Origin of the sequence: Paenibacillus glufosinatiresistens (genome assembly GCF_031470375.1) — a bacterium.
In the GTDB taxonomy this organism is placed as follows: Bacteria; Bacillota; Bacilli; order Paenibacillales; family Paenibacillaceae; genus Paenibacillus_AQ; species Paenibacillus_AQ glufosinatiresistens.
Window position 1 is genome coordinate 1 of record NZ_JAVFHT010000017.1, and the last position, 13,359, is coordinate 13,359.

A 13,359-nucleotide genomic window follows, 5' to 3' on the forward strand; every position below is an offset into this window, starting at 1 on the left:
TATTAGCTACCGTTTCCGGTAGTTATCCCGGTCCGAAGGGCAGGTTGCCTACGTGTTACTCACCCGTCCGCCGCTAATTCATTCAAAGAGCAAGCTCTCTGAATGAATCCGCTCGACTTGCATGTATTAGGCACGCCGCCAGCGTTCGTCCTGAGCCAGGATCAAACTCTCCATAAAAGGCTCGACCTTCGTCGAGCTGAACGTCTGAAAGGTATCAATCTCGGCTGAGCCGATCCTTTCGGACGAACAAGTTCGTTTGACTTGCTCATAAGATGAATCTGACGAGATGTTACTCTCGATTAATACTCACTCGTTGTTCAGTTTTCAAAGATCAAACCGTCTTCATCGCCGATGCTCGTTCGCACCAGCAACTCTTATACTATATCACGTCCGACCGTTTTGTGCAAGCACTTTTTTTGATCTTGTTTCATTCGATCGAGTCAGGATCAATCGGCCGGAATAAGAATATACCATGCCCTCAGAAAGAATGCAAGTTTTTTCTGAGGGCTTATTTTATTAACCTGTGATTTCTTCGATGTAGAGATGGCGTTCTCCCGTCAAGTTGACTACGCCGCCTTCTACTTGAACCATAGGACGGGTCGGATCGTTGCGGTCGATATAAATGATGGTGCCTTGGCGCCCATCACTGAGTCTGACACGGGTTCCATTATACAGTTCGGTTGATCTCTGAATAAACGTCCGTACAATCGCCGGGTCGAGCTTACCGAAGCTCTCGGCCTGAATCTGCTCTAGCACTCGATAAGGCGAATCTGCCTTTCTGTAAGCACGCTCCAGCGTCATCGCATGGAAGATATCGGCTACCGCTACAATTTTGGCGTATATATGAATCTGGCTGCCTCCCAGACGAAGCGGATAACCGGAAGCATCAAGCTTCTCATGGTGCTGAAGCGCGGCCAGCTTCACGCCGTCATTAATTGCCGTCACACTCCGAAGCAGCTGGTACCCGTACTTGGTATGCTGGCGCATTTCTTCCGCTTCATCTCCGCTTAGCGGCTTGGGCTTGTTCAGAATCGAGTCGTCGACCCGGGTATTGCCGATATCATGCAGCAGCCCGGCAAAAGCAGCCTGCATCCAGTCCTTTTGCGGCAGACCAATCCACTGGGACAGCTTGTAGGCCGTCATCGCGCACAGAACTGCTTTATGATGCTGATATTCTCTGCGGTCCGGCATGGCCGGCATAAAGGTCAACACATGGTAGTCTTTCAATTGAGCGACCAGCGCTTCAAGCTGGCCCCGCAATTCAAGAATCGGGAAAGGCCCCGAACCGGCTGAAGCAAACGTTCTTCGAACCACATTCAACATACGGTCATATTCATGATGTAGAGGCGATAGAACGCGTTTAAGCCTCTCTTCGGTAATAGTATGCTGCGGTTTGGCCGACTTCTTCGCATCCGGCACGGCCGGACTCTCCTTCGTATTCCCCTCTTGGCCTTCGACTTCAATCTGTTGAATCAGAAAGGCCTGAAGAATCTCCATATCACGCGGAAGCACCACTTTTCCTTTGGCAAACAGCTTGCCTCCCAGCGGCGTAGTGACATCCCTCGTTATTCTGGCCCCCGGCTTAATCTCTGTCACCGATACAATAGGCACTGCGTTTCCCCCTAACCCTTACGCCAAAGTCTCCGAATTTCTTGAATTTCCGGTACTATAGTCCTGATTATAAGCCGGTTCTCCTGTTTCATCCATACGCTTTATTCCGTTTATCGGAATTTAAGATTCTAAACAACAGCCTTACCTTCGTCTGATTCGGATTCTATGTCAAAAAAGCAGACTCCCGTAGGGAGCCTGCTCCATATCTACTTCTATATGCAATCTTATTCTTCCGATTCCGGCCCTTCTGCCGAGCTGCTGCTCTCCAGGCTGTCCTCTTCCGCCGATTCCTCGGTGATCCCCTCCACCGCATCCTCCGTCGGTTCGCCTTCCTCATCTTCTTCGTCGTTCTTATCCGCCCGGCAGACGGTCGCCACAGCGTCGTCTTCGCGGATATTGATCAGCTTGACCCCTTGGGCATAACGGCCCATCGTCGAGATCCCGTCCATGCTCGTGCGAATCAGTGTTCCGCTGGTGGTGATAATCATCAGGTCTTCGTCCGGCTTAACGACTTTCAGTCCGACAACCGGGCCGTTCTTATCCGTCAGATTAATCATTTTGATGCCCTTCCCGCCCCGGCTCTGGAAACGGAACTCACCCGCAGACGTACGCTTGCCGTAGCCGTTCGAGGTAACAATCAGCACTTCCAGCTCCTTATCCATGCAGTCCATGCCAATCACATGGTCATCGTCGTCCAGCGTAATGCCCTTGACCCCTGTAGCGCTGCGTCCCATGGAACGCACATCGCTCTCCGGGAACGTAATCGACATCCCGCCAGCCGTACCGAGAATGAGGTTCTGCTTGCCGTCGGTCAGCTTGACTTCAATCAGTTCGTCTTCTTCGCGCAGGTTGATAGCGATCAGTCCGCCCTTGCGGATGTTGTTGTAATCCTCAAGCGGCGTCTTCTTGACAATCCCTTGACGGGTAGCGAAGAAAAGGAAGCTGTCGCCGATATTCTCTTCCACCTGGATTACAGCGCTGATCTTCTCGCCCTGCTCGATCTGGATCAGATTGATAATAGGCGTCCCCCGGGCTGTGCGTCCAAGCTCCGGAATCTCGTAGGCCTTAATCCGGTACACCTTGCCCTTGTCGGTGAAGAAGAGAAGATAATTATGCGAGTTGCTGATGAACAGATGCTCCACAAAATCCTCGCTCTTCGTATCCATTCCGACAACGCCTCGTCCGCCGCGCTTCTGGCTGCGGTAAGTGTTAACCGGCAGGCGCTTGATGTACCCGCTGTGCGTTACGGTAACGACTACTTCTTCGCGCGGGATCAGGTCTTCGTCCAGAATGCTGTCTTCGCCAATGGTGATCTCGGTTCGGCGATCGTCGGAATACCGCTCTTTCAGCTCCTGCAGTTCCTTCTCGATAATCTCTAGAACCAGGGCTTCATCGGCCAGGATAGCTTCATATTCCGCAATCTTGGCTACCAGCTCCTGATATTCTCCTTCGATCTTGTCGCGTTCCAGACCGGTCAGGCGCTGCATCCGCATATCCAGGATAGCCTGGGCCTGTTCCGTGCTGAGATCAAAGGTGGAGATCAATCCGTCCCGGGCGATATCCACCGTACGGGAAGCGCGGATCAGCGAGATCACTTCGTCCAGATGGTCCAGGGCAATCCGCAGACCTTCCAGGATATGAGCGCGCGCCCGAGCCTTCTTGAGATCAAATTCTGTACGTCTTCGAATGACTTCAATCTGGTGCTGCAGGTAATAATACAGAACGTCCCGCAGGTTCAGCACCTTCGGTTCGTTATTGACAATAGCGAGCATATTAATGCCGAATGTCGACTGCATGGCCGTATGCTTGAACAGATTGTTCAGCACTACATTCGGATTGACATCGCGCCGCAGTTCAATGACCACCCGCATACCATTGCGATCGGACTCATCCCGAAGGTCCGTAATGCCGTCTACCCGCTTCTCGCGGACCAGTTCGGCAATCTTCTCGACGAGACGGGCCTTATTGACCTGATACGGGAGTTCATGAATGATAATCCGGCCCTTGCCGTTGTTATCCTCAATTGTTGTCTTCGCCCGCATTGTGACCGAGCCGCGCCCTGTCCGGTAGGCCTGACGAATTCCTTCCCGCCCCAGAATGTATCCGGCCGTAGGAAAGTCCGGGCCCTGAATATATTCCATAAGTTCCATCGAAGTAATATCCGGGTTGTGAATCATGGCTTGTACGCCGCTGATCACCTCGCCCAGATTGTGGGGAGGGATATTCGTCGCCATACCGACGGCAATCCCCGACACTCCGTTAACCAGAAGGTTAGGGAAGCGCGCAGGAAGCACTGCAGGCTCCAGTTCTTCGCCGTCATAGTTAGGCAGGAAATCTACCGTTTCTTTATTCAGATCGCGAAGCATTTCCATCGCAATCTTGGACAGTCTTGCTTCCGTATAACGCATGGCTGCCGCCATATCGCCGTCAATCGACCCGAAGTTGCCGTGTCCATCTACCAGCATATAGCGCATGGAGAAGTCCTGGGCCATACGGACCATGGTCTCGTAGACCGCCGAATCCCCGTGCGGATGATACTTGCCGATAACTTCTCCGACGATTCTCGCTGATTTCTTGTGAGGCTTATCCGATACAATGCCCAGTTCCGACATTGCATAGAGGATGCGGCGATGCACCGGTTTGAGCCCGTCCCGCACATCCGGCAAGGCCCGGCTAACAATAATGCTCATTGCATAATCCATAAAGGATTCACGCATCTCGACGCCGATGTCCCGGTCCTTGATCTGCGGGTTATTCTGTTCAGCCATGAATTGCTGGACCTCCTTCGGTTAAGAAGAAACGGTTCGGCCATTCTCTTGGAACCGGCCATTGTTCTAGCAAACCGCTACCCTTAATTATATTACTTTCACAAAAACTGCACAATTTAAACCTGTCTTCCCCTTCGGCCGCAACCGGAAGAATTAAATGCTTCATTCGGGATGTTCGCCCTGTCTCAAAAGACTACCGGTTCATAGACTGTAGGGACTCCATACAGCCGTTCTTCTCCTGCTTCAGCCCCGGAAAGCATGATTTCCACATCCTCATATTATACCATTCTTTCGGCGGATTGTCCTGACATTTCGGCCTGCCAAGGAGGAATACAATGAAAATTCAGCGGGTTGCCAGCAAATGGGCCAAGACCCGGGCGCTGATGGCTAGCGCCTCATTGGCTCCCTACATTCCCGACACTCGGAAATATGAATTCAGCACGCTTCAAGAGATGCTGGGTCTCTACCGGACCGTGTACATCAAGCCGGACCGGGGTACCTACGGGGCGGGTGTCATGCGCGCCGAGTGGCGCCGAATCACCGTCTCCCAATCCGCAAGCTCTCCCTCGTCCGACAGCGGTCATGAGGGATTCGAAGAGCGCGATCTTTATCTGCTCCGGTACGGCACCTCGACTGAAACCCACTCGACGGTTCAGACGCTGCATGCCGCCATTCAGGGGCGTATCCGTGAACGGCTCTACTTGGTTCAAAAAGGAATCGATCTGCTCCATAGCGGCGGCCGTCCCTTTGATCTGCGTGTCTTGGCCCAGAAGAATCCGGAGGGCTTCTGGGAGACAACCGGCATGCTGGCCCGAGTGGCTGCCCCGATGAAGATCGTTACCAATTATCACAACGGAGGCCGGATCCGCTCCGTCCGCCCCCTGCTCGAGGAGCAGATGACCGGCGGAGAGGCCCGAGATTTGAGAATGCGGCTGGAACAGCTGGGGGTCAGCTTCGGCCGGCAGCTGGAGCAGTCTTTTCCGGGGATCAAAGAGATCGGGCTGGATGTTGCCATTGACGGCCGCCATGACTTCTGGGTTCTGGAGGTTAACACCCTGCCTTCCCTCGTTGTCTTCAAGACTTTTCGCGACAAGTCGATCTACCGCCGCATACGCAGGTATGCTATCGCCTATGGGCGTCCAGGCCTCGGGCGATCCGCCCGCTGAATCCATCAGGCTGAGTTCCAGCCCCATAACCACCATAACCAAAAAAGGCCTTTGGCCCCGCCCTGAACAGGCGGAGCCAAAGGTCCGTATACCGAAAAGCAAAACGCTGTCCGTTCTTAAATATCCAGATTCTTCACCGTTGCCGCATGCTCCTGAATGAAGTCACGGCGCGGTTCGACATTGTCGCCCATCAGCGTATCGAACAGGCTGTCGGCCAGAATCGCGTCTTCGATCGTGACCTGCAGCATGGTACGGCTCTCGGGATCCATGGTTGTATCCCAGAGTTGCTCCGGGTTCATTTCTCCGAGACCCTTGTAGCGCTGTACATTGACCTTGACATTGTCCCCGAAGGAAGCGATGATCTCGTCCCGCTCTTTCTCGGAGCCGGCATAGCGGATCGTCTTGTTCCGTTCAATCTTGAACAGCGGCGGCTGGGCGATATAAATATAGCCGGCCTCGACAATCTTACGCATGTACCGGTAAAAGAACGTCAGCAGCAGGGTCCGGATGTGGGCTCCGTCGACGTCCGCATCGGTCATAATGACGACCTTATGGTACCGGGCCTTCGACAGATCAAAGTCATCGCCGATGCCGGTCCCAAGAGCCGTAATAATGGCCCGAATTTCGGCATTGGACAGGATGCGGTCCAGTCTGGCCTTCTCCACGTTGAGGATTTTGCCGCGCAGCGGCAGAATCGCCTGGAAGTGGCGGTCGCGCCCCTGCTTGGCGGAGCCCCCCGCAGAGTCGCCTTCGACGATATACAGCTCGCTGATCGACGCATCCTTCGAGGAGCAATCGGCCAGCTTGCCCGGCAGGGCGCTGACTTCTAGGGCGCTCTTGCGCCGGGTCAGCTCGCGGGCTTTGCGCGCCGCTTCGCGGGCACGGGAGGCTTGCAGTGACTTCTCCAGAATCCGGCGCGAAACGGCTGGATTCTCTTCGAGAAATTCCTGCAGCTTCTCGGAGAACAGAGACTCGACAACTCCGCGGACTTCACTGTTGCCCAGCTTCGTCTTCGTCTGTCCCTCGAACTGAGGCTCGGGGATCTTGACGGAGATAATAGCCGTCAGTCCTTCGCGGACATCGTCGCCGGTCAGATTCGAGGCACTGTCTTTAATCATGCCGCTCTTGCGGGCATAGTCGTTGATGATGCGCGTCAACGCGCTTTTGAAGCCGGATTCATGCGTGCCGCCCTCATGGGTGTGAATATTGTTGGCGAACGAATAGATGTTCTCCGTGTAGGAATCGTTGTACTGAAGAGCCACGTCGACCTGAATCATATCCTTGGTTCCGCCTACGTAGATAGGCTCTTCATGCAGCGCTTCCTTCTTCTCGTTCAGATACTTCACGTACTCGATGATGCCGCCGTCGTACTTGAACGTATTGGAGGTTCCGGTCCGTTCGTCCGTAAGCGACAGCTCGATGCCTCTGTTCAGAAAGGCCAGCTCGCGAATGCGGGTCAGCAGGGTGTTGTAGTCGTACACGGTGGTCTCCGTGAACACTTCCGGGTCGGGATGGAACGTTGTCATGGTTCCCGTCTCGTCCGTATCCCCGATAATCTGAATATCATACTGCGGTACGCCGCGGCGGTATTCCTGACGGTAGGCATGGCCATCCCGCTTGACCGTGACAACCACTTGTTCGGACAATGCGTTCACAACGGAAATGCCGACCCCGTGCAGACCGCCGGATACCTTGTATCCCCCGCCGCCGAATTTGCCGCCGGCATGGAGGACGGTCATTACGACCTCAAGCGTCGACTTCTTAAGCTTCACGTTCTCGCCGACCGGAATGCCCCGGCCGTTGTCAATAACGGTGATTGAGTTATCGGTATGGACGATAACCTGAATCTTGTCGCAGAATCCGGCCAGCGCTTCGTCGATGCTGTTGTCGACAACTTCCCAGACCAGATGATGGAGACCTTTGGCGCTGGTAGAGCCGATGTACATGCCCGGCCGCTTGCGGACCGCTTCCAGCCCCTCCAGGACCTGAATCTGGCTTTCGTCATATGTCGGTTGATTCATTGACATGTCTTCACCTGCTTCTTTCGGATTGTCTCGTAGATCTGCTGCCGTAAGTTCCTACATTTCCGGCAGAATGCGGGCCCTCTTCTTCAGCGTGGAGGAAGAGATAGGGGAATAATAGACAACGTCCCGGGTAACGACAATAGACTTGGCTTCTTCCTCCCCGATCGTCTCCAGCGTCTTGTTCAGTCTGGCCGAGGCCACGAACTGCTTCGACAGCTTGGAGGACTTCTCGATGGAGATATCGAATATGGCGATCAATTCCGAGGATCGGATAATCTTCTCCCCGCCCAAGTGGATATACACCAGCTCATCTCCCGCTCGCTTCAGACTCGATGGCGCCGCCGCGGACCCGATAGAGCACGGCGCCCTTTAATTTATCGGCATGCAGACCTTCCACGCCCGTTGCCGTGATGAAGGTCTGCACTTTGCTCTGGAACGTCTCGATCAATTGGCTCTGCCGGTACGGGTCCAGCTCGGACAGCACATCATCCAGCAGCAGGACCGGATACTCCCCGATTTCGCCGTGAATCAGCTCGATCTCCGCCAGCTTCAGCGACAGGGCAGTCGTTCGCTGCTGCCCCTGGGAACCGTACACACTGGCTTCCCGGCCATTGATAAAAAAGGACAAGTCATCCCGGTGAGGGCCCGTAAGCGTCATCCCTCTCCGGATTTCCTGCTCCCTTGTTTGTGATAACTTTAACATAAAATTGTCCAATAAGACAGCTTCATCTTCCTCTTCCCGGCTTCCAAAAGAGGGCACATACAGCAGTTCAAGCGCTTCCCCGCCATTCGTAATTCCCCGGTGAATACTCTCTGCCCAGACCTGCAGCTTCTTTATGAATTCTTTCCGTTTCCGGACGATTTTAACGCCATGGGCCGCCAGTTGTTCATCCCAAATATCGAGCATTTCCCGCCCGGAGTCCTTGTTCCAGAGCTGCTTGAGCAGATTGCTCCGCTGCAGCAGCACCTTCTGATACTGCTGCAGGTGATACAGATAGCTCGGCTGCACCTGGCCGATCTCCATATCAAGGAACCGCCGGCGCACACCGGGCGTTCCCTTGACGATCTCCAGGTCTTCGGGAGCGAACATGACGACGTTGAGCGAGCCTACGAATTCGCTGAGCCTCCGCTGCTCCAGCCCGTTGATTTTGGCTTTTTTGCCGTGCGCAGAGAGCGTCATTTCAAGGTGGACATCCCCGTATTTGCGGGTGACGTCCGCACTGATATGGGCGGCGCCGTCCGGCGCGTCAAAAGCGATCAGTTCCCGGTCCTTGGAGGTCCTATGGCTCTTGGTCATGGCCAGAACATAAAGGGCCTCCACCAGATTGGTCTTTCCCTGGGCGTTCTGTCCGAGAATCAGATTGACGTCGCCCAGGTTCTCCAGCCGGAGTCCCTCATAGTTGCGATAATGCTGCAGGGCGATACTCTTTACAAACAAGCGGCAGTCCTCCCATAGCTACATGATTCGCCATTTCGTCTCCTGGCCAGGAGCAGCTTACCGCTCTTCCGCTTCGCCTCCGGCAACGACAAATACGCCTTCTCCCTCAACCTCGATCCGGTCTCCGGGATACAGCTTTCTTCCTCTCCGCTCTTCCGCCTCGCCGTTGACCTTGACTTGTCCCTCTTGAAGCAGCGCCTTGGCCATTCCGCCTGTGGATACACAATCACTCAGCTTCAGGAACTGGTCCAGCTTGATATATCCACTGTGGATAACAATTTCTTTCATCGGGTTGATTCCTTTCTCTCACTCTTATCCACAAGCGTGGATAAAATTTAGTTGGTGGTCCGGTACGGCAGAATGACATATTTGCTTCGGCTGTCATCCTGCGGCTGGAGAATAATCGGGCTCATCATTCCTGTAAATGCGATCAGCAGCTGCTCGCTGTCGATCACTTTCAGCACATCCAGCATATATTTGGAGTTGAACGAAATCCGCAGCGGTTCTCCCTTGAAATCAATGACCTCGAGTTCTTCCCGCACTTTGCCGAGCTCTGTCGAGCTGGAGGAAATTTCGATGCCGCCCTGCTCCAGTGTCTGGAGCCGGACGATGTTCGTCTTCTCTTCACGGGAGAGGAGATAGGCGCGGTCAATCGCTTCACTCAGTTTTTTGGTGTCCACAATCAGTTCTGTTTTGTACGTCGACGGAATAATTCTAGAAGTATCCGGATAAATGCCGTCCAGGATACGGGTGTAGAACAGCACACGGTCCAGCTTGAACAAGACTTGATTGTCGGCGACGACGATATCGACCAGCATATTCTGATCGGGAATGATCTTGCTGAGTTCATTCAGCGTTTTGCCGGCAATCACAATGTTCGAGAACCGGATTTCTTCCGTTCCGTCGAGATTGGCGGCGCGGGTAGCCAGACGGTGGCGGTCCGTTGCGGTAAATTTGAATTCCCCGTTCTCCAGATGCCAGAGAATGCCGGTGAGAATCGGAGTGGTCTCCTGGGTGGAGATTGAAAAAGCGGTCTGTCGGATCATGTTCTTCAGCAGATCGCCCTGGATAGTAATCGTCTCGTTGCCCTCGATGTCCGGCAGCACCGGGAATTCTTCAGGATCAAGTCCGACCATCTGGATCTCGGCGGAGCCGGAGGAAATGAAGGTCTGGAAGCCGTCTTTGACTTCCATCATGATCTCCTTGGACGGCAGCTTCTTAATAATCTCGACAAAAAACTTGGCCGGCAGTACAACACTTCCGGGCTGATCGATATGAACGACAACTTCGCTGTCATTCTCGGCCGGTATAAAGGACTGGATGGAAATATCGGTATCGCTGGCGGTGAGCGTCACGCCCTGATGCGTGACTTCAAGCTTAATGCCGGTCAGGATCGGAATGGTGGTTCGGCTGGAGATCGCCTTCGATACGTGCTGGATCGCTTCGTTAAGCTCATTCTTCAGAATACTGATTTTCATGGTTTCACTCCTAGAGAGAATTATCGGCCGGAGCCCAGCAGGGGCTTTCTCCGGCAGGCGTCCCGTCTGCTTATATGCAGAAGAATCTTTTAATAAATTCTTAGTAGTATCAGTAGTAGGGACCAAGAATATGTGGATAAGCCTTGCAGACCGCATAAAATTAAGCCTATGCACATGTGAATAGATTGTGTATAGGCTCTTGGATAACAGTTTAGTTAGGAGAATAGACAAAGCGTTCTAAGAAGGATTCTTGATCTTCTCGGAGAGGCTCGTTACCACTTTGTACAGTTCCTGATCGGCCTTCAGCGATTGGGTAATCTTCTCGTGAGCATGAATGACCGTGGTATGGTCGCGTCCTCCGAAGGCTTCCCCGATCTTGGGCAGCGAATAGTCGGTCAGTTCTCTGGACAGATACATGGCAATTTGGCGCGGAAAAGCAACGGCTTTCGTCCGCTTGCGCGCCTTGAAGTCCTCAAGCCGGAGATTATAATATTCGCCGACCTTTTGCTGGATGTCCTGAATGGTAATCATCTTCGGCCGGCTGGACGGAATAATATCCTTCAGCGCTTCGGCTGCCAGATGGGTCGTCACATCCTGATTGGTCAGCGAGGAATAGGCCACGACCCGAATAAGGGCGCCTTCGAGCTCCCGGATGTTCGTATCAATCTGGTTGGCGATGTACATCATCGCTTCGTTGGGAATATCGAGATGCTCAGCCTTGGCTTTCTTCCGCAAAATGGCTATCCGCGTCTCCAGATCCGGCGGCTGGATATCGGTAATCAGTCCCCATTCAAACCGGGAACGAAGCCGTTCTTCCAGAGTCGGAATCTCTTTGGGCGGACGGTCGCTGGAGATAATGATCTGCTTGCCTTCTTCGTGCAGGGCATTGAAGGTATGGAAAAATTCCTCCTGAGTCGATTCTTTGCCGGCGAGGAATTGGATATCGTCGATGAGCAGAATGTCTACGTTGCGGTATTTGTTCCGGAAGCTCTCGCCGCGGTTGTCGCGGATCGAATTAATGAACTCATTCGTGAACTTCTCGGAGGAAATGTAGATGACCTTGTTGCTCGGATTGTGCTCCAGAATATAGTGGCCGATCGCGTGCATCAGATGGGTCTTGCCGAGTCCGACGCCTCCGTAGAGGAAGAGCGGATTGTAAGCTTTGGCCGGCAGCTCCGCGACCGCAAGGGAAGCGGCATGGGCGAACCGGTTGCCGGAGCCGATGACGAAGGTATCAAACGTATATTTGGGATTCAGCATATGCGTCTGGGCTTCTTCACGGGAAACGGCGGGCGAGGGAGGTGCTTGCTGCACAATCGGTTCGGCGGGCTTGTTCTCCTCAATGACGAATTTGACCTCCACCTGGTGGCCCGTCACCTCGTAGACCGTAGCTCCAACCAGCTTGGTGTAGCGGCTCTCCAACCATTCGACGGCAAATGTCGTCGGTGCGGATATGACAATCGTCTGGGTACTGAAGGACAGCGCCTTGGTTGCTTTGAACCAGGTATCGAAGCTGGGCTTGCTAAGTTTGGTCTGAATAATCGAGAGAATCTGCTGCCATAATTCGGAAGTATGGCTGTCCACAACTGTCACTCCTTTAAATCTTCCAAATGTGGCTTGAGCCATGAAGTGGAATGTCGAAGAAAATAAATGTCGAGAGGGTTTATCCCCAATATCCCGGCCATAGGGACAAAAAAATATGGATAAATTTGATTTGTTCACAACTTTATCCACAGCTTGTTGATAATTTGGCGAACAAACAAATCTATTCACATTCAAAAGTAATACCATCATAGCAAAAGCGGCCTTGTTTTTCAATGAGCGGCCGTTATTTATCCACAAATTCAATCACTTGTGCATAATCGTTGACCACAATACTACATATTGTTGATAATTTGTTCATCATTCGACAAAGCAGGCCAAAATGCTCCCGAATCTTATTCACAGGTTATACGGGAACGGGACCAACGGGTGATCCTGTCGTCCACAAGTGGATAAATGGCCTTAACGGAGTTGTTCGAGCTGCGGAACAGCAGGGATGTGGATAAATATCCTCGAAAAAGAAGGAGGAAGCTTGGGATTATGGCTTGACTTGGAGGAAGATATTATGCTTAAATATATAAAGGTGTTTTCTGTGACGTGAGTTCAGTTAACGAAGACCCTGTAAGGGAGGTGCAATACATGAGACCGACATTCAAACCGAATGTAAGCAAACGCAAAAAGGTGCATGGGTTCCGCGCTAGAATGAGCACGAAAAACGGCCGTAAGGTGCTGGCAGCCCGCCGCTTGAAAGGCAGAAAAGTGCTGAGTGCTTAATAAACGCGGATAAGACCACTACGGTGGTCTTTTTTTTTGACACCGCAGTACCCTTTTGAAATCAGGACGTTCTGGTCCATACTTATATATAGGTATAAAGGAATCAAGCTAAGATAGAATGAGGAGATTGTTCCGTGCACAAAAGCTTGCGTTTGCGAAACCGCGCCGACTTCAGCCGCGTATACCGTCATGGGAAGTCTTTTGCGAATCATCAGTTCGTGGTTTATTGGCATCCACGGAGAGAAGTGGAACGCTTCCGGGCGGGCATCTCGGTCAGCAAAAAGGTCGGAAACGCCGTTGTCCGCAACCGGATGAGACGGCTGGTCAAAGAGATTGTGCGGCATCATGAGGCAGAGATCGTTTCGGGGCTCGATCTGGTCTTTATTGTGCGAAAGGGCGCGCTGGATCTGAAATACGCGGAGCTGGAGAAGAGCATCCTCCATGTCCTGCGCAAAGCCAAGCTGCTCAAGGCTTCGCACCGTTAGGACAGGCCGCCGGGGCTTGTTTATTTGTATCCATAATTATGATATGATTTACGGTGCAATGGAATGTGAAGAG

At 52.9% G+C, this 13,359-nt stretch carries 11 protein-coding genes and 1 rRNA gene; 3 read left to right on the forward strand and 9 right to left on the reverse strand.

Features of this window, described 5'->3' with window-relative positions; genetic code table 11:
- The 3 genes from RBI05_RS15500 to gyrA all read right to left on the reverse strand — a co-directional run.
- Positions 1-177 (reverse strand): 16S ribosomal RNA (locus RBI05_RS15500); the annotation flags it as partial.
- Positions 178-516: 339 nt separating this feature from the next.
- Complete coding sequence (locus RBI05_RS15505) at positions 517-1,611, reverse strand: HD-GYP domain-containing protein (protein WP_310551765.1); 1,095 nt, start codon at positions 1,609-1,611, stop codon at positions 517-519.
- Between the two features lie 224 nt (positions 1,612-1,835).
- Positions 1,836-4,379 (reverse strand): DNA gyrase subunit A, encoded by a 2,544-nt coding sequence (gyrA, locus tag RBI05_RS15510; protein ID WP_310551766.1) that lies wholly within the window; start codon positions 4,377-4,379, stop codon positions 1,836-1,838.
- Positions 4,380-4,714: 335 nt separating this feature from the next.
- Between gyrA and RBI05_RS15515 the strand changes: the two genes are divergently transcribed.
- A complete protein-coding gene (locus tag RBI05_RS15515) occupies positions 4,715-5,545 on the forward strand; it encodes a YheC/YheD family protein (RefSeq protein ID WP_310551767.1) in 831 nt (276 codons plus the stop codon).
- Positions 5,546-5,661: 116 nt separating this feature from the next.
- On the opposite strand, the gene gyrB is transcribed toward RBI05_RS15515, so the two are convergent.
- From gyrB to dnaA, 6 genes are all read right to left on the reverse strand, one after another.
- Positions 5,662-7,572: a DNA topoisomerase (ATP-hydrolyzing) subunit B gene (gyrB, locus tag RBI05_RS15520; protein ID WP_150457843.1), complete on the reverse strand. Its 1,911-nt coding sequence runs from the start codon at positions 7,570-7,572 to the stop codon at positions 5,662-5,664.
- A gap of 51 nt (positions 7,573-7,623) precedes the next feature.
- Positions 7,624-7,872, reverse strand: a complete 249-nt coding sequence (gene remB / locus RBI05_RS15525; RefSeq protein WP_150457844.1) for an extracellular matrix regulator RemB — start codon at positions 7,870-7,872, stop codon at positions 7,624-7,626.
- 4 nt (positions 7,873-7,876) lie between these two features.
- Entirely contained in the window at positions 7,877-9,007 is a 1,131-nt protein-coding gene (gene recF / locus RBI05_RS15530; RefSeq protein ID WP_310551768.1) for a DNA replication/repair protein RecF, read from the reverse strand.
- A 57-nt stretch (positions 9,008-9,064) separates the two neighbouring features.
- Positions 9,065-9,295: a S4 domain-containing protein YaaA gene (yaaA, locus tag RBI05_RS15535; protein WP_150457846.1), complete on the reverse strand. Its 231-nt coding sequence runs from the start codon at positions 9,293-9,295 to the stop codon at positions 9,065-9,067.
- A gap of 47 nt (positions 9,296-9,342) precedes the next feature.
- A complete protein-coding gene (dnaN, locus tag RBI05_RS15540; RefSeq protein ID WP_150457847.1) occupies positions 9,343-10,485 on the reverse strand; it encodes a DNA polymerase III subunit beta in 1,143 nt (380 codons plus the stop codon).
- Between the two features lie 237 nt (positions 10,486-10,722).
- Positions 10,723-12,069 carry a chromosomal replication initiator protein DnaA gene (dnaA, locus tag RBI05_RS15545; protein ID WP_150457848.1) on the reverse strand — a complete coding sequence of 449 codons (1,347 nt, stop codon included), beginning with the start codon at positions 12,067-12,069 and terminating at the stop codon, positions 10,723-10,725.
- 597 nt (positions 12,070-12,666) lie between these two features.
- Between dnaA and rpmH the strand changes: the two genes are divergently transcribed.
- Positions 12,667-12,801 (forward strand): 50S ribosomal protein L34, encoded by a 135-nt coding sequence (gene rpmH / locus RBI05_RS15550; protein WP_025337168.1) that lies wholly within the window; start codon positions 12,667-12,669, stop codon positions 12,799-12,801.
- 134 nt (positions 12,802-12,935) lie between these two features.
- On the forward strand, positions 12,936-13,286 hold the full coding sequence (rnpA, locus tag RBI05_RS15555; protein WP_150457849.1) for a ribonuclease P protein component: 351 nt from the start codon (positions 12,936-12,938) through the stop codon (positions 13,284-13,286).
- The last annotated feature ends 73 nt before the right edge of the window (positions 13,287-13,359 follow it).